Genomic DNA, 24,948 nt, shown 5'->3' on the forward strand with positions numbered 1-24,948 from the left:
CCCCTGGACGGGGCGGCCGCTCGGCGCGGATGCGGGGAGGCGTCAGACGCTGAGGGTCTGCCCCGGGAAGATGAGGTCCGGGTTGCCGCCGATCGCCTTGACGTTCTTGGCGTGCAGGCTCGCGGTGTCGGTGCCGAACTTGGCCGCGATGTCGCTCAGGGTGTCGCCGCTCCTGACGGTGTAGCTGCCGCCGGAGGTGTTCCGGTCGACGGCGGCCGGCTTGGTCGGCTTGGCGGCGTCCTGGGACTTCCAGGACTGCGTCTTCTGCGACTTCTGAACCTGGTCGCCCTGCGCGGGCTTGCTCGGGGCCTGCTTCGCCTGCGGGGTCTGCGCGGGCTTGGCCGGCTGCTGCGCCTTGGGGGCGGCGGCCTTGGGAGCCGCGGCCTTGGGGGCGGCCGGGGCCGAGGTGTCGACGGCCGCCGGGGCGCCGCCCTTGGTCAGGCCGGCCTTCGCCGAGCAGACCGGCCAGGCGCCGGGGCCCTGCGAGGCGAGCACCTTCTCGGCGACCGAGATCTGCTGCGCCTTGGTCGCCTGGTTGGCCTGCGACGCGAAGGCGGTGCCGCCGTACGCGGCCCAGGTGGACGGGGTGAACTGCAGTCCGCCGGAGAAGCCGTTGCCGGTGCTGATGCTCCAGTTGCCACCGCTCTCGCACTGGGCGACGGCGTCCCAGGTCGAGGTGGACGCGGCGGAGGCCGAGGTGGCCGTGACGAGGCCGGCCACCGGGAGGGCCGCGACGGCCCCGCCGACCAGCACCAGACGGGCACGGCTGCGGCGCTTCCCGGCGGTGGTGGTGTTGGTGGTGGCAGCGGCGGTCTCGTTACGGATCGTCATGAAAGTCCTCTCGACAAGCCCCGGGCGGGCAGGCGGAACCAGACCCTTGGCAGGGCCGTCGCGCTCACCTCACTCGACGGGCGGCCGGGCACGTGTCGGACGTGCCGCGCCGCCCCGGCCACCCCCGCTCGCCGACGGCCTGTTCGAGCCGGTCGCGTCAACGGGCACGGCCCTCGCGCCGGGGGTCAGTCGGCGGGCTGTGCGTCGGGGGTGAACCCGGGTGGTGCTCGTTGCACCGCCAATGAAGCTACGGGCCCTCAGGTGCGGCTTCAAGCAATTCTTGGACACCGCAGGTCAGTTGACTGTTACCGGCGGTATCGATCATGAAACCGTGCCCGAAATGAACGTGTTTGACAACATTTTCAAGATCAAATGGTCAATTTCCGTGCCCTCGCTCACACCTGTCCATCTGTGAAGCCGCCCACACCGTCGACGGAGTGCGATGACCGACCGACGGACCGTCACCACCGCCGCCGGAGTTCCCGGTTCCGCGCGGCGCCGCCGTGGCATCGCCCACACCCATGACTCAGCGTGGCCACGCCGTGCGCAGCGCGTAGCACACGACCAGTCCGTAGCCGACGCAGTAGCTGAGCCTGCGGGCCCGCGCCGAGAGCCGCGCACCCACCGAGACGCCCACCGCGGCCAGCAGCTGCTGCCAGAGCAGCGAGGCCGCCAGCACACCCGCGACGAAGGCCACCCCGCCCGCGCCGCTCCTGGGGCCGCCACCGCCCGTGACCAACGCGGCGAAGTAGAGCGCGGTCGTCGGATTCACCGCCGTCAGCGCGGTGAACCGCAGAAAGGCCCGGAGCGGACCGCCCACCGCCCCCGGACGGCCCGGGGCGGCCGGGGCCGGTGGCCGGCGCAGGCCCAGCAGCCCGCGGACCGCCACCGCCGTCAGCACCACGGCCGAACCCGCCCGGGCCCAGGTCTCCCAGCCGGCAGGAGTCGACGCCCACCGGGAGCCGAGCGCCGTGGCGAGCGCCGCGTACGCCGCGTCCACGAACGCCACCGCGCACGCCGCACACACCGCGGCCGCGCGCCCGCGCCGCCCCTCCTCCAGCAACAGCACCCCGACCGCCCCCAGCGGCACCGCCACGCCCAGCCCCGCCCCGACTCCCGCCAGGGCCGCCGCTGCCGTGCCGGCCCCGACCGTCCCGGTTGCCAGGGCCACCACGGCCGTCGTCACCGCTGCCACCGCCGCCGCCGCGCCCGCCATGCCTGCCGTGCCTGTCCCGTCCGTCATACCGGCCACCGTGGCGCAGCCGCCGCGACAACGGCAGCCGGAATCCGGCCCGGGCCGCGACAATCGCGGTATGGATGCCCTCGACAGCGAAATCCTCGGCGAGCTGCGCGCGGACGCGCGGATCTCCTACCGCGACCTCGGCGCCCGGGTGGGCCTGAGCGCCAACGCGACGGCCGACCGGGTCCGCCGGCTGGTGCGGACCGGCGTGATCCGGGGCTTCACCGCCCTGGTCGACCCGGCCGCCGACACCGCTCGCCCGGGCCTGACCGTCTTCGTCGACGTCCGGCTGCGGCCGGAGACGGACAGCGACGCCTTCGAGACCACGGCGCTACGACTGCCCGGCGTCACCGAGACCGCCCATGTCACCGGCGAGTACGACTACCTGCTGCGCGCCCGGGTGGCCGACGCCGCCGGGCTCGACCAGCTGCTGCGCCGGCTGAAGCACGAGGCGGGCGCCGCGCACTCCAGCACCCGCCTCGCCCTGCGGATCGCCACCCGCTGACCCGCTCCGCGCCGCGGCCGCGGCGCGGAGATCGCGGCGCGGAGGCCGCGGCACCGAGCGGGTCAGATCGCGCCGCCGAGCCCCGCGTCGCGCGCCAACAGCGCCGCCTGCACCCGGTTGTCGCAGCCCAGCTTGGCCAGGATCCGGCTGACGTACGTCTTCACCGTCGCCTCGCTCATGTGGATCCGGCCGCCCGCGTCCGCGTTGGACAGGCCCTCCCCCAGCAGCGCCAGCACCTCCAGCTCGCGCGCGGTCAGCACCTCCAGCCGCTGCCGGGCCGCCGTCCCCCGGGCCGCGGCCGGGCCGCTGCGGGCTCCGGCCAGCGAGTCGACGATGTGCCGGGTGGCGGCGGGCGAGAGGAAGGCGTTCCCGGTGGCGGCGGCCCGGACGGCCTGGATCAGCTCGGCGGGCGCGGTGTCCTTGAGCAGGAAACCGGCGCCGCCCTCGGTCACGGCGCGCAGGACGTTGTCGCGCTCCCCGAAGGTGGTGAGGATCAGCGCCCGCGCGCCGGGCGCCACCCGGCGCAGCTCGCCGAGCGCCGTCAGCCCGTCCATCACCGGCATCTGGATGTCCAGCAGGACGACGTCGACCCGGTGGGCCAGCGCGAGGTCCAGGGCCTGCCGGCCGTCGGCGGCCTCGGCGACCACGTCGATGTCGTCGGCGGAGGACAGGATCATCCTGATCCCGGCCCGGATGAGCGGCTCGTCGTCGGCGACGAGGACTCGGATCACTGCTGGTCATCCCCCTCGGTGTGGTGCGGGTGGTGCTGCTCGGCACCATCCTCACACCTCCTGGGGCGGCGCCGTCACCCGCTCGGCCGCGGGGCCTCAGAACCTCCCCAGATAGTGCTGCTTCTCCACCAGTACGCCGTCCTTGAAGCAGAACCGGGCCACGGCGTCCTCGCGCCCCGCGCCGGTCGTGTCCCCGGAGAGGAAGTAGCGGCAGGACGACCCCGCCGGCGGGGTCGGGCCGCTGCCCTCGTAGTCCTTGGTGAAGAAGCCGTTGCCGGCCGGCAGGCGGCCCACCACCTCCGCCTCGGGCGTGCCCTCCTGGATCGAGTCGTACAGCGAGCGCTCCACGGTCGCGTCGTTGGCGGCGCCGATGAAGGCCAGCACGCCCCACACCAGCAGTCCCAGCACGGTGAGCAGCACGACCGCCCCGCCGACCGCGCAGCCGATCGCCGGGCTGCGCCGCCGCCGCACGCCGGTCCCGCCGTCGACCGACGGCAGCGCGTCCAGCACCCAGGACTCCTCCCCCGCGGGGCCGGGCCCGAACGCCGGATCGGCGGCCGGCTCGCCGCCGGCCCCCTCGTACGGCAGCACGGCGGCGATCCGGAACCCGGCCTCGACGGTCGGCCCGGCATGGACCATCCCGCCGACCAGCCGGGCCCGCTCGCGCAGCCCGGTCAGCCCCTGGCCGCCGCTGACCGGCGCCGCCCCGGCTCCCGCCCGTACCCCGACCGGCTCCGGCGCCGGCGGGTTGGTCACCTCCACCACCAGCGCGTCCGGCTCGTAGCGCAGCGCGACGGTGATGGGCGCGCCGGGGGCGTGCTTGTGCGCGTTGGTGAGCGCCTCCTGGACGATCCGGTACGCGGCGTGGCCGACGTTGGCGGCCGGCGGCCGGCGCTCGCCGTCCTCCCCGAAGGAGACCGGCGTCCCGGCCGCCCGGGAGGACTCGACCAGCTTGCCGATGCCTTCCAGGCCGCCCGTGCGCACTCCGCCGCCAGCCGGGGCGCCGACCGGCGCGGGCGCCGGCGCGGTCGACTCGTCGTGCAGCACGCCGACCACCTCGCGCAGCTCGCGCATCGCGGTGACGGCGGCCAGCCGCAGCACGCCGACCGCCTCCCGCTGCCGGTCGGACAGGGTGCGGTCGACCTCCAGCGCGCCGGAGTGCACGGAGATCAGGGCGAGCTGGTGGCCCAGGCTGTCGTGCATGTCCTGGGCTATCCGGTGCCGCTCGCGCAGCCGGGCCTGGTGCGCCACCATGGTCCGCTCGCGCAGCAGCTGCTCGTTGCGTTCGCGCATCGCGTCCAGCAGGGCCCGGCGCTGGGCCCGGTAACGGCCCCAGAGCGCGGGCAGCACGGCGAGCAGCAGGAAGCCGCCCACGGAGAACCCGATGATCAGGTTCATCGGTGCCGACCCGGCGTCCTTCACCGCGCCGGTGGCCGTCATCAGCAGCAGGGCACCGGCGAACGACCCGGCCAGCACGCCGACCCGCTTCACCCGGGCGCCGGCCGACCAGCCGGCGCAGGCCAGCAGCGGCAGCGGCCCGGCGCCCCACCCGGCGACGACGGCGGTGAGCAGCAGCACGGTCGAGGGCAGGCCGCGCCGGAGCAGGAAGAGCACGGCGGTCCCCAGCCCGGTGACCGGCCAGAGGCATTCGTGGGAGGCCACGTCGATCAGTACCGCGAGCGTGCCGAGCAGCAGCGCGCCGCCGGCCTCCCGCACCACCAGCCCGGTCCGCCAGGGCCCGGGCAGCGCCGTCCGCAGCGCCGTTCGTACTGCCCTCGACCAGGCCTTCGCTATCGCGTCCACCCTGCGAGGCTAGCGAAACGCACCCCGGGGCGACGCCACCGTTCGTCGCTCCTCGCCCCGACGAAAGTCGCGCCCCCGCCACCGGCGCTCCGGACGCCACGGCTGCTGCCGGCGCGACGGCGCCTCACCGGTACCGCCACGGCGCCTCACCCGTACGCGGTGAGCATCAGCGCCACGTCGTCGACCCGGTGGGTGGAGCCGACCTCGTGCAGCAGCCGCTCCGCCAGCCGTTCCAGGCCGTCCTCCTCCCCGCCGGGCTCCCCGGCCGCGCCGGTGAGGGCGACGCGCAGCCGGTCCACGCCGTGGTCGATCTCCACCGCCGGGTCCTCGACCAGTCCGTCCGTGTAGAGCGCGAGCAGCGAGCCCGGGGCCATCCGGAACTCGCTGACCGGGTACTCGGCCCGGTGGTCGACGCCGAGCAGCGGCCCGCCCGCCACGTAGAGCGCCTCGGTGCTCCCGTCGGGGTGGCGCAGCACCGGCGGGAGGTGGCCGGCGCGGGCGATCCGGGCGGTGCCGTCGGCGGGGGTGAGCCGGATCAGGCAGCAGCTGGCGAGCAGCCCGGGGTCGAGGTCGAGCAGCAGCTGGTTGGTGCGCGTCAGCACCTCGTCCGGCGGGTGCCCGCTGGCGGCGAAGGCCCGCACCGCGCTGCGCAGCTGTCCCATGGTGGCCGCGGCGCCGACGCTGTGGCCCTCGACGTCGCCGATGACCAGGTTGAGGTCCTGGCCGGTGACGATGGCGTCGTACCAGTCGCCGCCGATCTCCATCCCCTGGGTGCCGGGCAGGTACCGGGCGGTGATCCGGACGTTCTCCAGGTGCGGCAGCCGGTGCGGCAGCAGGGCCTGCTGGAGGCCGCGGGCGAGGGCGAACTCGGCGTCGTAGAGCCGGGCCCGCTCCAGGGCCTGGGCGATGAAGCCGCCGAGGGCGGTGAGCAGTCCGCGCTCCTCGACGGTGAACACGCGGGACTCGTCGAAGCCGATGATGCAGCTGCCGACCGGGTGACCGGAGGCGATCAGCGGCAGGAAGGCCCAGGCGCCCATCTCGTCCAGGGCGATGCCGGGATAGGCGACGGCGAGCTCGTGGACGGACTCGAGGAAGATCGGCGTGCCGGAGCTGAGCGCCTCGGCGCCGGGCACGCGGGCGCCGACCGGGGTGCCCTCGAAGCGGTCCAGGAAGCCGTCCGGGTAGCCGGTCTGGGAGACCAGATGGAGGTGCTTGTCCCGGACGGTGTAGATGGCGAGCTCCTGGCCGCCGAAGGCCGGCAGGATCTGCTCGGCGACGGCCTGGCAGACCTCCCGGACGGTGACCGCCTCGCTCAGCGCGCTGGCGAGCTGGAGCAGGTGGTACATCGCCCCGACGCTGGTCCGGGTGCCGGGCGGGGGTTCGGCCGGCGGCTCGGCCGCCCCGGCGGGCGGGTCGGCGGCGACGACCCGCCCGGTGACGCCGTGGGTGTCCGGGTAGAGCGAGAACGCCAGCCAGCCGTCCGGCGGGCGGGCCGCGAGGAAGGCGGTGGGCTGCTGGGAGAGCATCGCGGCGCGGTAGCGGTTCTCGTACACCGGGTCGGCGAGCCAGGGCAGCACGTCCCACGGGTGGTGGCCGACCAGGTCCTCGCGGCGGGCGTGCAACAGCCGCTCGACGCTGCGGTTGGCGTAGGTGATGCGGCCGTCCGGGTCGAGCGAGAAGACGCCGTCGCGCAGCCGCTCGACCGCGGCCGCGGCGGCGGTGCCGGTGCGGGTGTCCAGTACGGCGCCGACCAGGTGGGAGCGGCCGTCCGGCCCGCTGCCCTCGGGGACGCGGCCCCAGAGTTCGACCGGGTACGGGTGGCCCTCGTGGTCGAGCACCCGGACCCGGGCCGCGAGCACCCGTCCGTGGTCGAGTGCGGCCCGGGCGGCGGCCCGGAACTCCGGCAGGTCGCCGGGGGCGATCCGGGTGGTCAGGGTGACCGCCCGGCCGTCGAACTCGGCGGGCGACAGCCCGAAGATCTCGCAGAACTGCTCGTCCGCGGAGAGCGCCCCGGTGGCCAGGTTCCAGTCGAACAGGCCGACCCGGGTGGTCGGCGGGGAGGGCGGCGCCAGCTCGACCACGGTGGTCTCGCCGTTGGGTTCGATCAGGCGCCCGTGCCCGTCCAGGGCCGCCAGCGCGGCCGCCAGCCCGTCGGCCACCACCCGCAGGTGCCGCTGCGCGCCGCGCGGCACCCCGTTGTCCGAGGCGGCCCACAGCACGCTGATCACCCCGTACGTCTCCTCGCCGGTCTTGACGGGCACGCAGGCGGAGGCGTAGTCGTACGGCATGCCGACGGCGAGCTGCGGGAAGCGCCGCATGGTGTCCTCGGTGTCGGCCAGCGCGATCGTGCGGCCCGTCCGGAAGCTGACCGCCACCGGCATCGGCCCGGCGGCCGCGATCCGCCGGAACGGCGTGATGATCGACAGCGGTACGCCCGCGATGGTGCAGAGCACCAGCGAGCGCCGGTCCCGGGCACGCAGGTAGACCATCCCGCCGTACGCGTCGGTCTCGGCGAGCACCCTGCGGACGGCGGTCGCGAGCAACGCGTCCCGCTCGTGCGTCGCCCCGGCCACGGCATCGCGCTCCCGGGGACGGCGCGTGTCGGGTCGCGCCGCCCGAGTACCGCCGGTCACGTGCGGACCGGGCCGGTCCGCCGGCACACCCTGGCGCATCTTCCCTTGCTACGCCCGGGTCAAGAGACTGTCAAGGCGAGCCGGGGCGGGCCCCGCGTGCCGACCCGGCCCGGTCGCGCCACCATGGTCACCATGCCGACCGACCGGGGCCGCACCACCGTGGTCAACCTCAAGGGCCATCTCGACGACCCCGACTACGCCGATGTCGTCTACGTCGGCCGGGCCGTGCACCGCGGGGGCTGGCACCTCGACGAGTCCCCGCTGCACTGCCCCTTCCGGCCCGGCCCGACGCTGACCCGGGAGCGGATGCTGCTCGACTACCGCGCCCACCTGCTGGGCCGGCCCGACCTGCTCGCCCTGGTCCCGGCGCTGCGCGGCCGCCGGCTCGGCTGCTGGTGCGTCCCCCTCCCCTGCCACGCCCAGGTGCTCGCCGACCTGGCCGACCACGGCCACTGAGGCCCCGCCCCCGCCGCCCGGAGCGGACCGGCCGGGCGGACCGGCCACGGGCGCCCGCGGTGACCGGCCGCCTGCGAACCGTCCGGACGGGCTTCGATATCCTCCGTCGGACAGCGCAGCACATCGGCTGCCCCGGGGGAAGCGAGTACACCCATGCAGCCGGCACCGTCCGACCCCGCCCGACCGACGGCGTCCGACCAGGGCGGCGGCGCCTGGCAGTGGGACGAGACGGACGACGGGCCGACCGCACCGGCCGACGTGCTGAGCGGCGGCGGCGAGGAGGGCGGCGGCCCCCGGCCGACCCGGCGGCGGTTGCTGGCCGGCGCCGGCCTGCTGGCGGCGGGCGCCGCGGCCTGGGCGTTCGCCCGCTCGGCCGGCGAGCCGGCCCCCGCCCCGCCCCGGCCGCTGCCCACCCGGCTCGTCGGACCGGAGCCGCTCTGGACGTACCGGGGCCGGGAGCCGATGGCGCCCGAGCGGCTGAGCGGGCGCCCCGCCGTCCCGGTCTTCCTCACCCGCGAGGGGCTCCAGGTGCTCGACCCGGCCACCGGCAAGCCCCTGCGGATGCTGACGTTCACCGCCGTCAAAGCGGACTGGCCGAACGGCTTGGACCAGCCGGGCACCCACGTGGTCGCCGGCACCGACCGGGTGTTCACCACCTCGAACGGCCACGTCGACAGCCGTCACCTCACCGATCCGGCGTCGGACTGGAGCCTGCCGCTGCCGGAGTCGGGCAACGGCGCGGTCGCCCTGTTCGGCTGCGCGGGCGACGTCGTGTACGGCGAGGTCCTGCCCCGGCCGTACACCGACGGCGACGAGCTGTTCGCCGTGCACGTCCCGGACCGTCGGGTGCTCTGGACCCGAGCGACCCTCGGCGGCGAACGGCTGCTCACCCCGCTGACCTCGGCCGGCGGCCGCGTCCCGGTCTTCGACAGCTCGGCCGGCGGCGTCCACCTGGCCCTGCTGGAGGCCGCCACCGGCAGGCGGCTCTGGGCGGTGCCCGCCGAAGTGGGCCTGACGTGGGCCGTCGCCGACGCGGAGCACGTCTACGCCCCCGCGGGCCCGGCCGGGCTGCGGGCGCTGCGGCTCGCCGACGGCACCCCGCACTGGTCGGTCACCCCGGGACCGGCCGACGAGTGGCGGCTCCTGCCGCCGGTCACCGACGGCTCGCGGGTCTACCTGTTCCGCGACAACGGTCTGGTCACCGCGCACGCCGTGGCCACCGGCGACCGGCTCTGGGAGCACCGCCTGCCGTTCCGGCTGGACCGCCGCAGCCTCCCGCTGCTCGCCGGGCCGACCCTCTACGTGCCCGGCCCGGCCGCCGCGGGCGTGTGCGCCCTGGACACCGCCACCGGCGAGGAGCGCTGGACGTTCCGCGACTCCGGCCCCGGCGTCGACGTCTGGTCGCTCTCCAACGACCCCACCCGCCTGTACGCCGGCCACGACGACGTCCTGCACGCGCTCCCCCTCGGCTGACCCCGGCCCCTCGGCCCGTCGCGTGCCGGGGGAGGATGGCGGCGTGCAGGTACACCCGATCTCGCCCGACCGGCTCGCCGAGCGCCTCGCCGACCGCATCACCGCCCTGCCCGGCGCCGGCGAACGGTGGCTGCGGGTCGCCGTGGACGGCGCGCCGGCCGCCCTGCCCGGGGCGCTCGCGGACGCGCTGGTGGAGCCGCTGCGGGTGCGCGGCCGCCCGACCCTGCGGGTGTCGGCCGCGGCCTTCCTCCGGCCGGCCTCGGTCCGGCTGGAGTACGGCAAGCAGGACCCGGACGCCTACCACGACCTCTGGCTGGACGACGGCGCCCTGCTGCGCGAGGTGCTGGACCCACTGGAGCCCGGCGGCACCGGCCTCGTCCTGCCGTCCCTGCGCGACCCGGTCACCGACCGCGCGACCCGCGCGCCGTACACCCCTCTCCCGGCCGGTGGGGTTCTGCTGCTGGACGGTGCGCTGCTGCTCGGCCGGTGGCTGCCGCTGGAGCTGACCGTCCACCTGGCGCTCGGCCCGGCCGCGCTGGCCCGCCGCACCCCGCCCGAGGAGCGCTGGACGCTGCCCGCCTTCGCCCGCTACGAGGCCGAGACCGTCCCCGCCGAGGCGGCCGACCTCACCGTCCGGGTCGACGACCCCCGCCACCCGGCCCTGGTCGAGCGCCGCTAACGCTGCGCACCTCGGGTACCGGTCCGCGCTGGCAGTGCGGGCACCAGAACGCCACCCGCTCCTGCGGCGGGGTGCCCTGGGCCGCCGTCCGGACCAGGGCACCGCAGCGTGGGCACGGACGCCCGGCCCGGCCGTACACCCAGTGCCGGCGGCCGGGCCGGGTGTCACCGGTGGTGACGTGCCCGGGACGCAGCCGGTTGGCGTCGAGGAGCTGCCGGGCCCGCTCCACCAACCGTTCGGGGCGCGGCAGTTCACCGACCGCCGTCCACGGGGTGACACCGGCCAGGAAGCAGAGCTCGTTGGCGTAGACATTGCCGATGCCGGCCAGGTTGCGCTGGTCGAGGAGTGCCTCGGCGAGCGGCCGGCCGGGCTCGGCGAGCAGCCGGCGGACGGCCTCGGCCGCGTCCCAGTCGGGGCCGAGCAGATCGGGCCCGAGGTGGCCGACGACGCGCTGTTCGTCGGCGGTGCGCAGCAGCTCGACGACGGGCAGCCGGTAGCCGACCGCCGTACCGTGCTCGGTGCCGAGGACGGCCCGGATCTGCCAGGCGGGCCCGCCGGCCCACCGCTCGCCGGGCTGGTAGACCTCCCAGCGGCCGTCCATCCGCAGATGGGTGTGCAGGGTGAGGCCGCCTTCGAGCCGGGTGAGCAGGTGCTTGCCGCGCGCGGCGACCTCCAGCACCCGCCGGCCGGTGAGGTCGGCGGTGGCGTGCGCGGGGACCCGCAGGTAGGCGGTGGTCAGCACCCGGTCGGCGAGCGCCTCGTGCAGCCGGGCCGCCACGCGGTGGACGGAGTCGCCTTCTGGCATGGTTCCATCCTCTCCCGCGCGGCGGCCGGGCGGCGCGTGTGCGACCGGCTCAGTCCTCCGCGACGACCTCGTCGGCCTGCATGCCCTTCTCGCCCTGCGCCGCGACGAAGGTGACCCGTTGGCCCTCCTGCAGGCTCTTGAAGCCTTCGCCCTGGATCGACCTGAAGTGGACGAAGAGATCGGGCCCGCTCTCGGGGGTGATGAAGCCGTACCCCTTCTCGGCGTTGAACCACTTCACCGTGCCCGACTGGCGCTGCGACATGTCCACTCCCTCGATTCTCGTTCTCCGACCGGGCGACCGGGCGCCCGGGGGTCATTTCCTTCGGCGGCCTTCAGGGCCTGCTCCACCGGCTCTTCGGGGTGCTGCAGTTCGCCGACCGCGGTGGTCCGTCACGCGGCGGTGGGCGGCGCCTGCTGCTCGCGCACCACGACGACCGGGCAGGGGGCGTGCTCGGTGAGGTGGCGGCTGACGGAGCCGAGCAGCGCACCGGAGAACCCGCCGAGGCCCCGGCTGCCGACCACCACCAGCGCGGCGCCGGCGGCGGCCTCCAGCAGGGCCTGCGCGGCGTTCCCGGGCATCACGGCCTCGGTGATCCGGACGCCGGCGTCGTCCCCGACGACCTTGGCGACCGTCTCGGAGAGCGTCCGCCCGGCCAGCTCCTCGGGGTTGAAGCCCTCGGCCGGCGGCACGGCGAGTCCGGACCAGCCGTAGAACGCCGGGTACTCCCAGGCGGCGATCGCCTGGACGCCGCCGCCGACCAGCTTGGCGTAGTCGACCGCCCAGCGCAGCGCCCGCTCCGAGGCGGGCGAGCCGTCCACGCCGACGACGATCCGGGGGTTCGCGCTGTTGGCCATGCCGCTGCTCCTTGCTCGACTACCGCGGCTTCACCTGCCGCTGACCCCCAAACATAGATCGATGCGGACATATGGTCGCCAATTGCCACGCCGGAGGCGTCGAACGCTTTCGAACCCTGTGCGATCCCGGCCCGCTGCCGAGGAAGCAGCGACGCACCGCCGGCTTCACCGACACCAACCCGGAGGGCGCCGACGGACGCCCCCAGGGGCGCCCGCATGGGGGCGGCACTGGTACTGGCGGGTGCGCGGGCCCCATCACCCACGCACCCGCCAGCGCTGTCGGACGACCGGGGCCGTCAGGCCCGGTAGGCGGCCCAGGAGTTGGACATCCTGGCGACCTGGCCGGGGGTGAACTGCGTCATGCAGGAGTCGTAGGTGTAGTCCATGAAGTTGTGGATCGGGTCGACACCGGTGGCCGTGCAGGTGTCGCGGCCCGCCGGGCACTGGTAGGCGGCGCTCTTCTCGGCCGGGGTGTCCGAGACGTAGTCGCCCTGGCCGCCGCAGCCGCCCTGGAAGGTGTGGTAGAGCCCGAGCCAGTGGCCGACCTCGTGGGTGACGGTGTCGCCCTCGTTGTAGTTCGCCGCCGAGCCGCCGGGGAACGAGCTGTCGAGGATGACCACGCCGTCGTCGCTCGGGTTCGACCGGTAGGAGCTGGGGAACGTCGCCCAGCCGAGCAGCGACTGGCCGAGCTTGGCGGTGTAGAGGTTGAGGGCGTTGGCCCCGCCCTTGCGCAGCGAGCTCTTCATCGACCGCTCGGCCGAGGAGCCCGGGGTGATGCCGTTGTACCAGGTCGAGTTGTCGGTGTAGTCGGTGCCGACCAGCTGGAACTGGAACTGGCTGGCGGTGTTGCCCGCGCCCTGGCCGCCGTAGGCGGCGTTGAGGACGGAGATCTGCCGGCTGATGTCCGTCGCGCTGAGCTTGCCCGTCGATCCGGCGTGGACGACGTGCACGTACACCGGGACGGTCGTGGTGGCGGCCAGCGTGCCGGGGGCGAGCAGCGCGTTGCCCTGGGAGGAGTGGGCCAGCTGGGCGACGCGGGCGGCGAGGTCCGCGTCCATGGCCGCGGCCTGGGCCTCGGTGACGGCGTTGGGCTCCTGGCCGCCCGGGCTGCCGGCGGGCTTGCGGGCCCCGGCGTCCTGGCCCTCCCCGCCGACGCACGGGGCGGCGACCGAGTCGGGCGCCTGCGCGGCGGCGGTGGAGAACGCCGAGGGGACGGCGAACTGGGTGAGCCCGAGGGCTGCGACGAGGGCTGCGGCGCTGAGGAATCTGCGGGGGACACGCGAGGGTACGCGGGCAGAACGACGCATCTGCGCTCCTGAGGGGGGAGTTGTGGGGGGCGGCGGAGGGGGCCGCCGAGCCTAGGCTACGCAGGGCCGCGTGTACGCGTCAGGCCGGTTCCGGCCTGAAAGTTCTGACGACATATCGGACATAATCCGGAAGCCCGATCGAGTGACACCGGTCACAGGTGGAACATTTCCGGTGCCGCGCGATCGGGGTGACGCCCCCGAGTTGTCCGAAAGTTGACGCTCCGTCCGTCCGGCGGACCTCGCAAGGCCATCCGGGCGGGTCGGGTGGGCGGCCCCGCACCGCCTCGCCGAGACTACGACGCCACGAAGACGATCTCCCGCACGGCGCGCGCACCGGCCCGGTCGAGTACCACGGCCGACGCACAGCCCGCCGGTGGCTCCCCGGTGCCCGCCAGCCTCCCGCGCAGCCGCCGGGCGGACTCGCGGTGCCGGGCGAAGGCGTAGGCGGAGACGCGCTGCCCCCGGGCGTGCTGGCCGTCCCGGGCCTCGTCCGCACTGGCGTCCAGCAGGACCAGGTGCACCCGCCGCCCCTGCCGCGCGGCCGCCCGGCCCAGCCAGTTCCGCACCCAGGGCAGCGTGCCGCAGTCGTGCACCGCGAGCGGGCCGCCGGCCAGCACGGCGCGGCGCAGCCGCCGGTAGTGCGCGGCCCGCACCAGCGGGCGGTAGACGAAGTAGGGCATCCAGCCGGGCAGCCGGGCCGCGTACTCCTCCCGCACCTGCTGGGAGTCGATCAGCGGGGCACGGATGCACCGGCGCATCAGGGTGCTCTTGCCGCTCCCCGGCAGACCCGAGACGATCAGCAGATCATCGGCCCGGTAGTGCAGCGCCTGGGCCGGCACCCCGGTGGAGCCCGCCCCGCCGCGCACCGGCCCGCCGGGCCCCCGGCGCAGGTCGTGCAGGCCGCGCGGACGCAGCACCGCCGCGACCGGGCGGACCTCGGCGGCGCACGCCGATCTCGGCACGGGCACCTTGGCCCCGGACACCCCGACCTCAACCACCGGCACTCCCCCTGACTCCGCGGCGCCGGCTCCCCGGCCCCCGCCTCCCGAAGGAGCCTTCCCCCTTCAAGAGAGAGTAAAGACTAGTGGTCAGCGCCGGTACGGCCGAGCCCTTTCACGCCGGCACGACGCCTCCCGCACAACGCCCACGCACCGCACCCCCGGAACCACGCATGCGTACCGGCGCGTTCGTACCGGCACGTTCCCACCGGCCCGGGGCCGCCGGGCCGCCTCGGCGACGCGGGTGGACGGCGGCGGCCCGGCGGACGGCGCCGGCCCGGTCGCGAGCCGGGTCAGCCGAGCTGCGGGGCGACCCGGGAGGCGATCAGCTCCAGGTGGTCGAGGTCGTCCAGGTCGAGGATCTGGAGGTAGACGCGCTCGGTGCCCACGGCGGCGTAGCGGCCGATCGCCGCCACCACCTCGTCGGGCGTGCCGGCCAGGCCGTTGGCCTTCAGCTCGTCCACGTCGCGGCCGATCGCGGCGGCCCGGCGGGCCACCTCTGCGTCGTCCCGACCCACGCAGGCGACCAGGGCGTTGGAGTACACCAGGTCGTCGGCCCGGCGGCCGGCCCGCTCGACCGCGGCCCGGACCCGGCCGAACTGGGCGGCGCTCTCCTCCACCGAGACGAACGGCAGGTTGAACTCGTCGGCGAAGCGGGCGGCCAGCGCCGGGGTCCGGGTCGGGCCCTTGCCCCCGACCAGCACCGGGATCCTCTGCTGGGCGGGCTTGGGCAGCGCCGGCGACTCGGTCAGCCGGTAGTACTCGCCGACGAAGTCGAAGGTGTCGCCGACCTTGGTGTTCCAGAGCCCGGTGATGATGGCCAGCTGCTCCTCCAGCCGCCCGAACTTCTCCTTCGGGAAGGGGATGCCGTACGCGGCGTGCTCCTCCTCGTACCAGCCGGCGCCGAGGCCGAACTCGACCCGGCCGCCGCTCATCGCGTCGACCTGGGCGACCTGGATGGCGAGCACGCCGGGCAGCCGGAAGGTGGCGGCGGTCATCAGGGTGCCCAGCCGGATGGTGCTGGTGTCGCGGGCCAGGCCGGCCAGCGTGATCCAGGCGTCGGTGGGGCCGGGCAGGCCGTCCGCGCCGCCCATCCGGAGGTAGTGGTCGGAGCGGAAGAAGGCGCTGAAGGCGCCGAGCTCCTCGGCGGTCCGCGCCACCCGGAGCAGCGTGTCGTAGCTCGCGCCCTGCTGGGGCTCGGTGAAGATTCGAAGATCCATGCGGTCCATTCTGGTACAGACCACCCCGTGCTCACGGGCGATCCGCACTTTCGGCCGGGTGGCGCCGCGGCCGGCGGTGGCGCGCGGCAGCGGGCCGCCGTCGACCGGCGGGGTGGCCAAGGTCTCAGCCGGCGCGGCCGCTCCCCCGGGTCCGCTCGCCTACCGTTGGACGGATGTTCGCCACGCCCGACGAGTCCCACCGGGGCTCCCCCCACCAGCCGGCCGGCTGCCCGCTGCCCGGGATCGTCGCCGCCTTCACGCCGCGGCTGGCCGAGTTCGCCTTCGAGCCCGGCTTCGTCGCCGCGGTCGACCAGCACGTCGCCCAGCTGCGCGAGCTGCTGTACGCGCAGGGGCCGGAGCTGCTGCCCCTGACCGTGGGGCGCGCGGAGCTGTCGGAGTACGCGCAGGGGTTCCTCGACGCGCTCACCGAGATCGGGTGGCGGGAGCCGGTGGGCTACGACTTCGCGGTGCACCGGCTGACCGCGATCTGCTGGCTGGTGCGCGAGCAGGGCCTGCTCCCGGCCTGACGGCGGACCGTACCGTCCGGCCGGAACGATCCTCCCGAGTGGGCCCCGCCGCCGGTCGGGCTGCGCGTACAGTGGCGGTCCAACGAACGGACGGCGGGGCGGGACGGTACAGGGTGAGCGGCGACACGGGGAGCACGGTCCGGACGGGTCGCGAGGGGAACGCGGCCGGGCACCGGGCGCTGGTCTGGCGGGAGCTGCCCGAGCGCCCGGCGGCCGCGGTGCTGGTCCTGCACGGCGGCGAGGAGCACAGCCGCAGCCGGCCCGGCCCGCTCAACCTGCCCGGCCTGCGGATGTACGGCTTCGTCCGTGCCCTGCGCCGGGAGACCGCCGGGGCCGGGGTCGCGATCGGCACGGTCCGCTACCGCCACCGTGGCTGGAACGGCGACCGCGCCGACGCCGCCCGGGACACCCGCGCCGCGCTCGGCGACCTGGCCGAGGAGCTGGGCCACGTGCCGACCCTGCTGGTCGGCCACTCGATGGGCGGGCGGGCGGCGCTGCGCGCGGCGGGCCACCCGAACGTCACCGGCGTGGTCGCGCTGGCACCGTGGTGCCCGGCGCAGGACCCGTGCGAGCAGCTCGCCGGCCGGGACGTCCTGATGCTGCACGGCGACCGCGACCGGGTGACCGGCCCGGCCGACACCCGTGCCTTCGCCGCCCGCAGCCGCTCGGTCGGGGCCCGGATCTGCGGCTACACCGTGGTCGGCAGCGGTCACGCCCTGCTCCAGCGCTCCGCCGACTGGCACCGGGCCACCGCCCGCCTCTGCGCCGGTCTGCTCGGCCTGCGCGACCTCCCCGCCGAGGTCGCCGCCGCGTTCGGCCTGCCCGCCGACACCGCCGAGGCCCTCGACCTCCCGCTCCCCGCCCAGCCGCGCACCGCACCGCCGCGCCGCCGCACGCCGGCCCTGCCGACCGACGCCTGACGCGGCACGGCCCGGCCGGGCGGTCACGCGGCGTCCACCATCGCCCCGGGGGCGGGCACCGCGTGTTCCGCCGCGCGGCTGACGCCCTCCCAGGCGGCCCAGGTGTCCATCCTGCTCCGCGCGATGTCGAACGCCAGGTCGTAGACCATGCTCCCCAGGAGCAGGCGCAGCGGCGGCTCGTCACTGTCGACGAGCTTGAGCAGCGCCTCGGCGGCGAGCTTCGGGTCGCTGTCGATCGAGCCCTCGGCGAACTGCTTCGCCAGCTCGGCCCGGAGCGGGTCGTAGGCCGCCAGGGCGCCGGTGCTGTGCATCGCCGTGTAGAGGTCGGTCCAGTAGCCGCCGGGCTGGACCATGCTCACCTTCACCCCGAAACCGGCCGCCTCCATGGCGAGCGCCTCGCTCAGGCCCTCCAGGGCGAACTTGCTGGCGCTGTAGAGCCCGGTGCTCGGGAAGCCGCCGAGGGCGGCGATGCTGGAGATCTGCACGAGGTGCCCGGAGCCCTGCTCGCGCAGGATGGGCATGACGGCCTGGCTCACCCAGAGCGCCCCGAAGAAGTTGACGTCCAACTGGGCCCGGGCCTCGGCCTCGCCGAACTCCTCGACCATGCCCATCGACAGCATCCCGGCGTTGTTGACGACGACGTCGAGCCGGCCGAAGTGGCCGACGGCCTCGGCGACGGCCGCGAAGACGGCGTCCCGGTCGGTGACGTCCAGCCCGAGGGGCAGCACCCGCCCGGGGTGGGCCGCCGCCAGCCGCTCCAGCGGCCCGGTGCTCCGCGCGGCGACCGCGACCCGGTCGCCCGCGGCCAGTGCCGCGTCCGCGAAGGCGCGTCCGAGGCCACGGCTGGCGCCCGTGATGAACCAGACCCGGTCGGTGGTGCTTCCGGCTGAGGTGCGCATGGGCGGCTCCCGTCGATTAAGACGAGACGTTTCGTCTCGTTCCGATGGCTCCACTATCGCCCCTCCGGACCCACTCGTCAAGACGGAACGTCTCGTCTCAGGAGGCTCGTCGCAGACCGCCGCCACCCGACCCCGGGGCGGGTGGACCGCGCACGACCCTTTTTGACGGTTCTCGACCACGGTGATCGCCCCGGCCGGTAGCGTCACTCCTGTCGTCCGAGTCCCACCGGCACCGGGTGCCGCCGGCCATGGCCCAGGGCACCGGGTGCCGCCCGGTGCGACGTGTCAGGGCGGCGCTGCGGGGAGAGCGCGCCTTCGTGTGGACTCCGAGGAGTGAGAACCAGTGTTGACTGCCAGGCACCGCAGCCGCGTCGAAGCCGTACCCGCGCGCGCCGTACCCGCGGGATCCGGACCCGCCGCCGGACGGGCGGCCCGATGATGGCCGCCTCCCCCCGGCACCCGTTCGAGGCCGAAGCGGGCCTCGCCGACTACCTGGAGCGGCACGCCCGCACCTCCCCCGAGAAGACCGCGATCATCCACCCGGACGGCCGCGAGCCGGACGGCGGGATCCGCTACCGCGAGCTCAGCTACGGCGAACTGCAGCGCCGGGTCGAGGAGTTGGCGACCGGCTTCAGTCGGATCGGGATCACCTCGGGCATGCGGACCATCCTGATGCCCAAGCCCGGACCGGATCTGTACATCCTCGTCTTCGCACTGCTGCGGATCGGCGCCGTGCCGGTGGTGGTGGACCCGGGCATGGGCATCAAACGCATGCTCAACTGCTACCGCGCGGTGGGCGCGGAGGCCTTCGTCGGGCCCTCGGTCGCGCACGCCGTCCGGGTGCTCGGCCGCCGCACCTTCGCCACCGTCCGGATCAAGGTGACACTGGGGCGGCGCTGGTTCTGGGGCGGCCACACCCTGGACGGCCTGCTCGGCGGTACCGGATCGGCGCCGGCCGAGCCGGTGACCGGCGACGACCTGATGATGATCGCGTTCACCACCGGCAGCACCGGGGCGGCCAAGGGCGTCGAGAGCGTCCACCGGATGGCCACCGCGACGGCCCGGCAGATGCACGCCGCGCACGGGCGCGACCGCGACGACGTCTCCCTGGTCACCGTCCCGATCTGGGGGCTGTTCGACCTGATCTACGGCTCCACCATGGTCCTGGCGCCGATCGCTCCGGCCAAGGTGGCGCAGGCGGACCCGGAACTGCTGACGGCGGCGCTGACCCGGTTCGGGGTGTCCACCGTGTTCGGCTCCCCCGCGCTGTTCCGCGTCCTCGCCGCATACCTGGAGCGCGAGCGCACCCCGCTGCCCGCCCTGCGCAGCGTGGTGTCCGCCGGAGCGCCCGTCCCGCCGGACCTGGTGGCCTCGCTGCGCCGGGTGCTGGACGAGCGGACCGGGATCCACGTCGCCTACGGCGCCACCGAGGCGATGCCGATCTCCTCGATCGAGTCGGCCGAGATCCTGGGCGAGACGGCGGCCCGCGGCGCGCTCGGCGACGGCACCTGCGTGGGCCGGCCGGTCGACGGGACGGACGTGCGGATCGTGCGGGTCAGCGACGACCCGCTGCCGGACTGGGAGGCCGGCCTCGCGGTCGCGCCCGGGGAGATCGGCGAGATCGTGGTGTCGGGGGACGTGGTCAGCCCGCGCTACCACGCCACCGCGGACGCCAACGCCCAGTACAAGATCCGCGAGCGGCCCGCGGCGGGCCCCGAACGGAGCTGGCACCGCACCGGTGACCTCGGCTACCTGGACGACGCCGGCCGCCTCTGGTTCTGCGGGCGCCGGGCGCAGCGGGTCCGCACCGCCGAGGGCGACCTGCACACCGTCCGGTGCGAGGGGGTCTTCAACGCGCACCCGCTGGTCCGACGCAGCGCGCTGGTCGGCATCGGGGCCGCCGGCGCCCAGCGCCCGGTGGTGTGCGTGGAGACCGAACCCGGCGTCGGCGAGGAGCAGTGGCCGGAGCTCCTGACCGAGCTGCGCCGGCTCGGCGCGGACCAGCCGCTGACGGCGGGGCTGCAGGAGTTCCTGCGGCACCCGGGCTTCCCGGTCGACATCCGGCACAACGCGAAGATCGGGCGCGAGGAACTGGCCGGCTGGGCCGAGCAGCAGACGGCCGCTCACGCCTGAGCTCCCCCGCGCACCCCCGCGGGCCGGTCCGGGCGGGAGCACCGCCCGGACCGGCCTGCGAGGAGCCCTCGGGTCAGCGCGTCAGCCAGAAGGCACGGCGCTGGAAGGCGTAGGTGGGCAGGTCCACGTGCCGACCGCCGGACAGGGCGGTCCGCCAGTCGACGGCCGATCCGCCCACCCACTGCCGGGCGAGCGCCTCCGGTGAGCCGGCCGGCCCGGCCGCCCGCGGCGCGGAGTCCGGGCCGGCCGGGCCGCTCGCGAGCACGTTCTCGGCCGGCACCCCCTCGGCCAGGGCCTTCAGGCCGCCCAGGAAGCCCTCCCGGTCGGCGGCGAGCACCACCGCGCGGTGCTCCAGGCCCGCCCGGCCGGTGGCCAGCGAGAACGCGACGTCCCGGGCGGACAGCTCGGGCCGGGACGCCACGAAGGCGGCGAGGCGCTCCGCCTGGGCGGCCACCGCGGTCGCGCTGCGGCCCGACAGCACCCAGGGCAGCGGACCGCCGGCCCGCTCGGGCACCGAGGTGTCCTCGGGCGTCGGTGCCTGCTCGGGCACCGAGGTGTCCTCGGGATCGGGCTCGGCGACGTGCTCCAGGACGACGTGCGTATTGGTGCCGCTCATGCCGAACGAGGACACCCCGGCCCGCCTGGGCCGACCGGTCCGCGGCCAGGGCTGCGCCTCGGTCAACAGCCTGACCTCCCCGGCCGACCAGTCCACCCGCGGCGACGGCCGGTCGGCGTGCAGCGTCCTGGGCAGCACGCCGTGCTGCATGGCCAGCACCATCTTGATCACTCCGGCCACCCCGGACGCCGACTGGGTGTGCCCGAGGTTGGACTTCAGGGCGCCCAGCCAGAGCGGCCGCTCCGGCGACCGGCCGGCCCCGTACGCGGCCAGCAGTGCGGTGGCCTCGATCGGATCGCCCAGCGCCGTGCCGGTACCGTGCGCCTCGACCGCGTCGACCTGATCGGGCGTCAGCCGCGCGTTCGCCAGGGCCTGGTGGATCACCCTCTGCTGCGCGGCTCCGTTGGGCGCGGTCAGCCCGTTGCTCGCGCCGTCCTGGTTGACGGCCGAGCCGCGGACCAGGGCCAGCACGGGGTGCCCGTGGCGGCGCGCGTCCGACAACCGCTCCAGCAGGACGACGGCCACTCCCTCGGCCATCCCCATGCCGTCCGCCTCGGCCGAGAAGGACTTGCACCGGCCGTCCGTCGACAGCTCGCCCAGGCGGCTCAGCCCGACCAGCTCGGAGGGGTAGGACATCACCGTGACCCCGCCCGCCAGGGCGAGCGAGCAGTCGCCCTGGCGCAGGGCCTGGGCCGCCAGGTGCAGGGCCACCATCGAGGACGAGCACGCCGTGTCGACGGTGACCGCGGGGCCCTCCAGGCCGAGGGTGTAGGAGACCCGGCCGGAGAGGATGCTGATCACGTCGCCGAGGCCCAGGTGTGCCGTCAGCTCGTCGGTGACCTCGGCCTGGGCGCCGTACCCCTGGTAGCGGGACCCGATGTAGACGCCCGTCCGGCTGCCGCGCAGGGTGTGCGGGTCGATGCCGGCGCGCTCGACGGCCTCCCAGGAGGCCTCCAGCAGCAGCCGCTGCTGCGGGTCCATCGCCAGCGCCTCGCTCGGGCCGATGTCGAAGAACCCGGGGTCGAACTCGGCGGCGTCGTGGAGGAAGCCGCCCTCCCGCGTGCAGGTGGTGTCCGGGCGGCCCGGCTCCGGGTGGTAGAGGCCCGCGAGGTCCCAGCCGCGCCCGGTGGGCAGGCCGGAGACGGCGTCCGTGCCGGCGTCGAGCAGCCGCCACAGCTCCTCGGGCGTCCGGATGCCGCCCGGCAGGCGGCAGCTCATCGCCACGATCGCGACGGGGTCGTCGTCGGTGCCGGTCCCGCTGCCGGTGCCCGCCGCCGGCTGCTCGGCCGCCCGGGGCGACTCCCCGAGGATCTCGGTCCGGAGCCGGCCGGCGAGCGCGAGGACCGTCGGGTGGTCGAAGACCACGGTGGTCGGCAGCCGCAGGCCGGTCGCGGCGTTCAGGCGGTTGCGCAGATCGACCGAGGCCAGCGACTCGAAGCCGAGTTCGCGGAAGGGCCGCCCGGTCGCGACCGTCTCGTGCGAGGCGTGGCCGAGCACCGCCGCCACCGTCCCGGTGACCAGCTCCAGCAGCTCCCGGTCGGCCTCCGCCACCGGGCGGCCCGCCAGGCGGCGGCGCCACCGGGAGAGCACGTCCGCCGCCTGCTCCTGCTCCTGCCGCTCGGCCGGCCGGCCTCGGCGGGCCTCGGGAATCGCGTCGAGCAGCGGTCGCGGCCGGGCCGAGGCGAAGGTCGGGACGAAGCGGTCCCAGGCCACGTCGACCAGGGCGACGAAGGTCTCGTCGCGGTCCAGGACCTGCTGGAGGGCGGCGACGGCCGGTTCGGGGTCCATCAGGGGCAGGCCCTGGCGGAACAACCGGCTCTCGGCGGCCTTGGAGGGGCCCTCGGCGCCCCAGCGGTCCGGCGTGTTCCACAGCCCCCAGGCCACCGAGGTGGCCCGCAGCCCGCGGGCCCGGCGCTGCTGCGCGAGGGCATCCAGGTAGGCGTTGGCCGCCGCGTAGGCACCGTGGTCGCCGCTGCCCCAGACGCCGGCGACGGACGAGAAGAGCACGAAGGCGTCCAGCTCGTCCCGGTCGAAGATCTCGTCGAGGTGGCGGGCGCCGTCCGCCTTGGCGGCGACCACCTCCGCGAACTCGGCCGGGGTGGTGGCGTCCAGCGAGCTCAGCCGGATGAAGGCGGCGGCGTGCACGACGGCCCGCACCGGGGTGCCGTCCGCCGCCAGCCGGTCGACCAGCGCGGCGAGTGCGGACCGGTCGGCGACATCGCAGGCGGCGACCGTCAACCTCGTGCCACCGGCGGCGAGTTCGGCCCGGAGCGCGGCCGTCGCCGGACCGGTGGCACCGGAGCGGCTGGTGAGCACCAGGTGCTCGGCCCCACCGCGGGCCAGCCAGCGGGCGAGGTAGGGCCCCACCGCCCCGGTGGCGCCGGTGAGCAGCACGGTGCCGCGCGGCCGCCAGCCGGCGGGCGCGCCCTGATCGGGGGCGCCGTCGGGGGCTGTGCCGGGGGCGGCCGCGCGGATCAGACGGCGCGCGTACAGGCCGCCGGACCGGACGGCCACCTCGGCCTCGTCGGCGATCCCGGCGAGCACGCCGCACAACCGGGCGCCCGCCCGCGCGTCCGGCCGCTCGGGCAGGTCGACCAGGCCGCCCCAGCGGTCGGGGTGCTCCAGGGCGACCGTCCGGCCCAGACCCCAGAGGGCGGCCTGGCCGGGGGCGTCGAGCGGGTCGGCGGCGCCGACCGAGACCGCGCCGCGCGTCGCGCACCAGAGCGGGGCCGCGAGGCCCGCGTCGCCGAGGGCCTGCACCAGGGTGAGGGTGAGCACCAGACCCACCGACAGCGCGGGGTGCTCGGGATGCGGCTGCCCGGCCGGCGCCAGCAGGGACAGCACGCCCGCGAACGGCTCGTCCCCGGTGGCGAGTTCACGCAACCGCCCGGCCAGTCGGGCCCGGTCGCCGGCCGGGTCGAGCTCGATCCGCAGCACCCGGGCGCCGTGCTCGGCGAGGGCCCGCTCGGCCCCGGCGATCCAGGGGTCGCCGGTGTGGCCGGCGGGAGTCGCCACCAGCCACCTGCCGGTCAGGGCCGGCGCGGACGGCTCGCGCAGCGGCTGCCAGTCGACCACGTACCGCCAGCCGTCCACGACGGACTGCGTCCGCTGCCGCTGCCGCCAGGCGGCGAGCACCGGCAGGGCCGGTGCCAGGGCGTCGACGGCCGCTCCCCCGTCCGGGCCGGCGCCCAGCGCGCGGGCCAGCGCCTCGATGTCGCCCTGCTCGACGGCGGCCCAGAACGGCTGGTCCGCGAGGGGCCGGCCGTCGGTGTCCGGCTCGTCCTCCGGGTCCGCGTCGAGCCAGAAGCGGCGGCGCTGGAAGGCGTAGGTGGGCAGCTCGACCGGGCGGCCGCCGGCGGTGGCGGTGCTCCAGTCGACCGGCAGACCGGCCGCCCAGAGCCCGGCCACCGACTCCGACAGCCGCGCCGCACCGCCGTCGTCACGGCGCAGCGTGCCCGTCACGGTGGCGGTGGTGCCGGTGGTCTCGACGGTGTCCTCGATGCCGGCCGCCAGCACCGGATGCGGGCTGACCTCGACGAAGACCCGGTGGTCGTCGTCGAGCAGCGCCCTGGTGGCGGCCTCGAACTCCACCGCCTGCCGCAGATTGGCGTACCAGTAGGCGGCGTCGAGCTCCTCCCCCGCCATCGGCCGCCCGGTCACCGAGGAGTAGAACGGGATCGCGGCCGGTCCCGGCACCACCGGCGCCAGGACCTCGACCAGCTCGTCGCGAACGAGTTCGATCTGCGGCCCGTGCGAGGCGACGCCGGCCTGAACCCGGCGGACGCGAACGCCGTCCGCCTCGCAGGCCGCCACGAACGCGCCCAGCGCGTCGAGATCGCCCGACACCACCACGCTGCCCGGTCCGTTCACCGCCGCCACCGAGAGCCGGCCCTCCCAGCCCCGCAGCCGCTCGCGCACCTGCTCCACCGGCAGGAACACCGGAGCCAGACCACCCCGGCCGACCAGTCCGGCCAGGGCCCGGCTGCGCAGCGCGGCCAGCCGCGCCGCGTCCGCCAGCGTCAGCACACCGGCCACGCAGGCCGCCGCCACCTCACCCTGGGAATGCCCCACCACGGCCGACGGCTCGACCCCGTAGGACCGCCAGACCGCCGCCAGCGACACCATCACCGAGAACAGCACCGGCTGCACCACGTCGATGCGCTCCAGCGACGGCGCCCCGGGCGCGCCCCGCACGACGTCGAAGAGGTCCCAGTCGACGAAGGGCTTCAACGCCTCCGCGCACTCGGCCATCCGGGCGGCGAAGACCTCCGACTCCGCCAGCAGCTCGACACCCATCCCGAGCCACTGCGAGCCCTG

The 24,948-nt window shown here is 75.7% G+C and carries 21 protein-coding genes; 8 read left to right on the forward strand and 13 right to left on the reverse strand.

Annotated elements, in window-relative coordinates; all coding sequences use genetic code 11:
* Positions 1–42: 42 nt before the first annotated feature.
* On the reverse strand, positions 43–831 hold the full coding sequence (locus ACFVYI_RS39905) for a transglycosylase family protein (RefSeq protein WP_387894680.1): 789 nt from the start codon (positions 829–831) through the stop codon (positions 43–45).
* A gap of 220 nt (positions 832–1,051) precedes the next feature.
* Here ACFVYI_RS39905 and ACFVYI_RS39910 point away from each other — a divergent pair, with 220 nt between their 5' ends.
* Positions 1,052–1,246 (forward strand): hypothetical protein, encoded by a 195-nt coding sequence (locus ACFVYI_RS39910; RefSeq protein ID WP_387894681.1) that lies wholly within the window; start codon positions 1,052–1,054, stop codon positions 1,244–1,246.
* A 111-nt stretch (positions 1,247–1,357) separates the two neighbouring features.
* On the opposite strand, the gene ACFVYI_RS39915 is transcribed toward ACFVYI_RS39910, so the two are convergent.
* Positions 1,358–2,074, reverse strand: coding sequence for a LysE family transporter (locus ACFVYI_RS39915; protein WP_387894682.1), 717 nt, complete (start codon positions 2,072–2,074; stop codon positions 1,358–1,360).
* Positions 2,075–2,144: 70 nt separating this feature from the next.
* Between ACFVYI_RS39915 and ACFVYI_RS39920 the strand changes: the two genes are divergently transcribed.
* A complete protein-coding gene (locus ACFVYI_RS39920) occupies positions 2,145–2,576 on the forward strand; it encodes an Lrp/AsnC family transcriptional regulator (protein WP_387894683.1) in 432 nt (143 codons plus the stop codon).
* A gap of 62 nt (positions 2,577–2,638) precedes the next feature.
* Here ACFVYI_RS39920 and ACFVYI_RS39925 read toward each other — a convergent pair whose 3' ends face one another.
* The 3 genes from ACFVYI_RS39925 to ACFVYI_RS39935 all read right to left on the reverse strand — a co-directional run bounded on the left by ACFVYI_RS39925 (position 2,639) and on the right by ACFVYI_RS39935 (position 7,683).
* Entirely contained in the window at positions 2,639–3,307 is a 669-nt protein-coding gene (locus ACFVYI_RS39925; protein WP_387894684.1) for a response regulator, read from the reverse strand.
* Between the two features lie 96 nt (positions 3,308–3,403).
* The gene (locus ACFVYI_RS39930; protein WP_387894685.1) at positions 3,404–5,110 is read right to left on the reverse strand and encodes a sensor histidine kinase; all 1,707 of its coding nucleotides are present in this window, start codon (positions 5,108–5,110) and stop codon (positions 3,404–3,406) included.
* Between the two features lie 146 nt (positions 5,111–5,256).
* Positions 5,257–7,683, reverse strand: a complete 2,427-nt coding sequence (locus tag ACFVYI_RS39935; protein ID WP_387894686.1) for a SpoIIE family protein phosphatase — start codon at positions 7,681–7,683, stop codon at positions 5,257–5,259.
* A 192-nt stretch (positions 7,684–7,875) separates the two neighbouring features.
* Here ACFVYI_RS39935 and ACFVYI_RS39940 point away from each other — a divergent pair, with 192 nt between their 5' ends.
* From ACFVYI_RS39940 to ACFVYI_RS39950, 3 genes are all read left to right on the forward strand, one after another.
* Positions 7,876–8,199: a DUF4326 domain-containing protein gene (locus tag ACFVYI_RS39940; RefSeq protein WP_387894687.1), complete on the forward strand. Its 324-nt coding sequence runs from the start codon at positions 7,876–7,878 to the stop codon at positions 8,197–8,199.
* 153 nt (positions 8,200–8,352) lie between these two features.
* Positions 8,353–9,672, forward strand: coding sequence for a PQQ-binding-like beta-propeller repeat protein (locus tag ACFVYI_RS39945; protein ID WP_387894688.1), 1,320 nt, complete (start codon positions 8,353–8,355; stop codon positions 9,670–9,672).
* A 43-nt stretch (positions 9,673–9,715) separates the two neighbouring features.
* The gene (locus ACFVYI_RS39950) at positions 9,716–10,351 is read left to right on the forward strand and encodes a uridine kinase (RefSeq protein WP_387894689.1); all 636 of its coding nucleotides are present in this window, start codon (positions 9,716–9,718) and stop codon (positions 10,349–10,351) included.
* Here the strand turns inward: ACFVYI_RS39950 and ACFVYI_RS39955 are convergent.
* The 6 genes from ACFVYI_RS39955 to ACFVYI_RS39980 all read right to left on the reverse strand — a co-directional run bounded on the left by ACFVYI_RS39955 (position 10,299) and on the right by ACFVYI_RS39980 (position 15,536).
* Positions 10,299–11,156, reverse strand: coding sequence for a DNA-formamidopyrimidine glycosylase family protein (locus ACFVYI_RS39955; protein WP_387894690.1), 858 nt, complete (start codon positions 11,154–11,156; stop codon positions 10,299–10,301). The genes ACFVYI_RS39950 and ACFVYI_RS39955 overlap by 53 nt on opposite strands.
* Positions 11,157–11,205: 49 nt before the next feature.
* Complete coding sequence (locus tag ACFVYI_RS39960; protein ID WP_387894691.1) at positions 11,206–11,418, reverse strand: cold-shock protein; 213 nt, start codon at positions 11,416–11,418, stop codon at positions 11,206–11,208.
* Between the two features lie 128 nt (positions 11,419–11,546).
* Positions 11,547–12,011 (reverse strand): universal stress protein, encoded by a 465-nt coding sequence (locus tag ACFVYI_RS39965; protein ID WP_387894692.1) that lies wholly within the window; start codon positions 12,009–12,011, stop codon positions 11,547–11,549.
* A 296-nt stretch (positions 12,012–12,307) separates the two neighbouring features.
* A complete protein-coding gene (locus ACFVYI_RS39970) occupies positions 12,308–13,318 on the reverse strand; it encodes a zinc metalloprotease (RefSeq protein ID WP_387894693.1) in 1,011 nt (336 codons plus the stop codon).
* 293 nt (positions 13,319–13,611) lie between these two features.
* Positions 13,612–14,280: an AAA family ATPase gene (locus tag ACFVYI_RS39975; protein ID WP_387894695.1), complete on the reverse strand. Its 669-nt coding sequence runs from the start codon at positions 14,278–14,280 to the stop codon at positions 13,612–13,614.
* A 329-nt stretch (positions 14,281–14,609) separates the two neighbouring features.
* Positions 14,610–15,536 (reverse strand): LLM class F420-dependent oxidoreductase, encoded by a 927-nt coding sequence (locus ACFVYI_RS39980; protein WP_387894696.1) that lies wholly within the window; start codon positions 15,534–15,536, stop codon positions 14,610–14,612.
* A gap of 173 nt (positions 15,537–15,709) precedes the next feature.
* Between ACFVYI_RS39980 and ACFVYI_RS39985 the strand changes: the two genes are divergently transcribed.
* Together ACFVYI_RS39985 and ACFVYI_RS39990 are read left to right on the forward strand one after the other, a co-directional pair.
* Positions 15,710–16,063 (forward strand): DUF6401 family natural product biosynthesis protein, encoded by a 354-nt coding sequence (locus tag ACFVYI_RS39985; RefSeq protein ID WP_387894697.1) that lies wholly within the window; start codon positions 15,710–15,712, stop codon positions 16,061–16,063.
* 194 nt (positions 16,064–16,257) lie between these two features.
* Positions 16,258–16,983, forward strand: coding sequence for an alpha/beta hydrolase (locus tag ACFVYI_RS39990; RefSeq protein WP_387894703.1), 726 nt, complete (start codon positions 16,258–16,260; stop codon positions 16,981–16,983).
* A gap of 23 nt (positions 16,984–17,006) precedes the next feature.
* On the opposite strand, the gene ACFVYI_RS39995 is transcribed toward ACFVYI_RS39990, so the two are convergent.
* Positions 17,007–17,882 carry an SDR family NAD(P)-dependent oxidoreductase gene (locus tag ACFVYI_RS39995; RefSeq protein WP_387894698.1) on the reverse strand — a complete coding sequence of 292 codons (876 nt, stop codon included), beginning with the start codon at positions 17,880–17,882 and terminating at the stop codon, positions 17,007–17,009.
* Positions 17,883–18,317: 435 nt separating this feature from the next.
* Here ACFVYI_RS39995 and ACFVYI_RS40000 point away from each other — a divergent pair, with 435 nt between their 5' ends.
* Positions 18,318–20,015, forward strand: coding sequence for a fatty acid CoA ligase family protein (locus ACFVYI_RS40000; protein WP_387894699.1), 1,698 nt, complete (start codon positions 18,318–18,320; stop codon positions 20,013–20,015).
* Positions 20,016–20,088: 73 nt separating this feature from the next.
* Here ACFVYI_RS40000 and ACFVYI_RS40005 read toward each other — a convergent pair.
* Positions 20,089–24,948 (reverse strand): SDR family oxidoreductase (locus ACFVYI_RS40005; protein ID WP_387894701.1); only part of this gene is annotated, 4,860 nt, incomplete at its 5' end.

The organism is Kitasatospora sp. NPDC058218, assembly GCF_042882445.1.
Lineage (GTDB): Bacteria > Actinomycetota > Actinomycetes > Streptomycetales > Streptomycetaceae > Kitasatospora.

Bases quoted from the DNA above. Each gene is read 5' to 3' on its own strand.
- ACFVYI_RS39960 (WP_387894691.1), bottom strand. From the start codon at position 11,418: ATGTCGCAGCGCCAGTCGGGCACGGTGAAGTGGTTCAACGCCGAGAAG.
- ACFVYI_RS39940 (WP_387894687.1), top strand. From the start codon at position 7,876: ATGCCGACCGACCGGGGCCGCACCACCGTGGTCAACCTCAAGGGCCAT.
- ACFVYI_RS39915 (WP_387894682.1), bottom strand. From the start codon at position 2,074: ATGACGGACGGGACAGGCACGGCAGGCATGGCGGGCGCGGCGGCGGCG.
- ACFVYI_RS39985 (WP_387894697.1), top strand. From the start codon at position 15,710: ATGTTCGCCACGCCCGACGAGTCCCACCGGGGCTCCCCCCACCAGCCG.
- ACFVYI_RS39945 (WP_387894688.1), top strand. From the start codon at position 8,353: ATGCAGCCGGCACCGTCCGACCCCGCCCGACCGACGGCGTCCGACCAG.
- ACFVYI_RS40000 (WP_387894699.1), top strand. From the start codon at position 18,318: ATGATGGCCGCCTCCCCCCGGCACCCGTTCGAGGCCGAAGCGGGCCTC.
- ACFVYI_RS39905 (WP_387894680.1), bottom strand. From the start codon at position 831: ATGACGATCCGTAACGAGACCGCCGCTGCCACCACCAACACCACCACC.
- ACFVYI_RS39970 (WP_387894693.1), bottom strand. From the start codon at position 13,318: ATGCGTCGTTCTGCCCGCGTACCCTCGCGTGTCCCCCGCAGATTCCTC.
- ACFVYI_RS39965 (WP_387894692.1), bottom strand. From the start codon at position 12,011: ATGGCCAACAGCGCGAACCCCCGGATCGTCGTCGGCGTGGACGGCTCG.
- ACFVYI_RS39920 (WP_387894683.1), top strand. From the start codon at position 2,145: ATGGATGCCCTCGACAGCGAAATCCTCGGCGAGCTGCGCGCGGACGCG.
- ACFVYI_RS39980 (WP_387894696.1), bottom strand. From the start codon at position 15,536: ATGGATCTTCGAATCTTCACCGAGCCCCAGCAGGGCGCGAGCTACGAC.
- ACFVYI_RS39955 (WP_387894690.1), bottom strand. From the start codon at position 11,156: ATGCCAGAAGGCGACTCCGTCCACCGCGTGGCGGCCCGGCTGCACGAG.
- ACFVYI_RS39995 (WP_387894698.1), bottom strand. From the start codon at position 17,882: ATGCGCACCTCAGCCGGAAGCACCACCGACCGGGTCTGGTTCATCACG.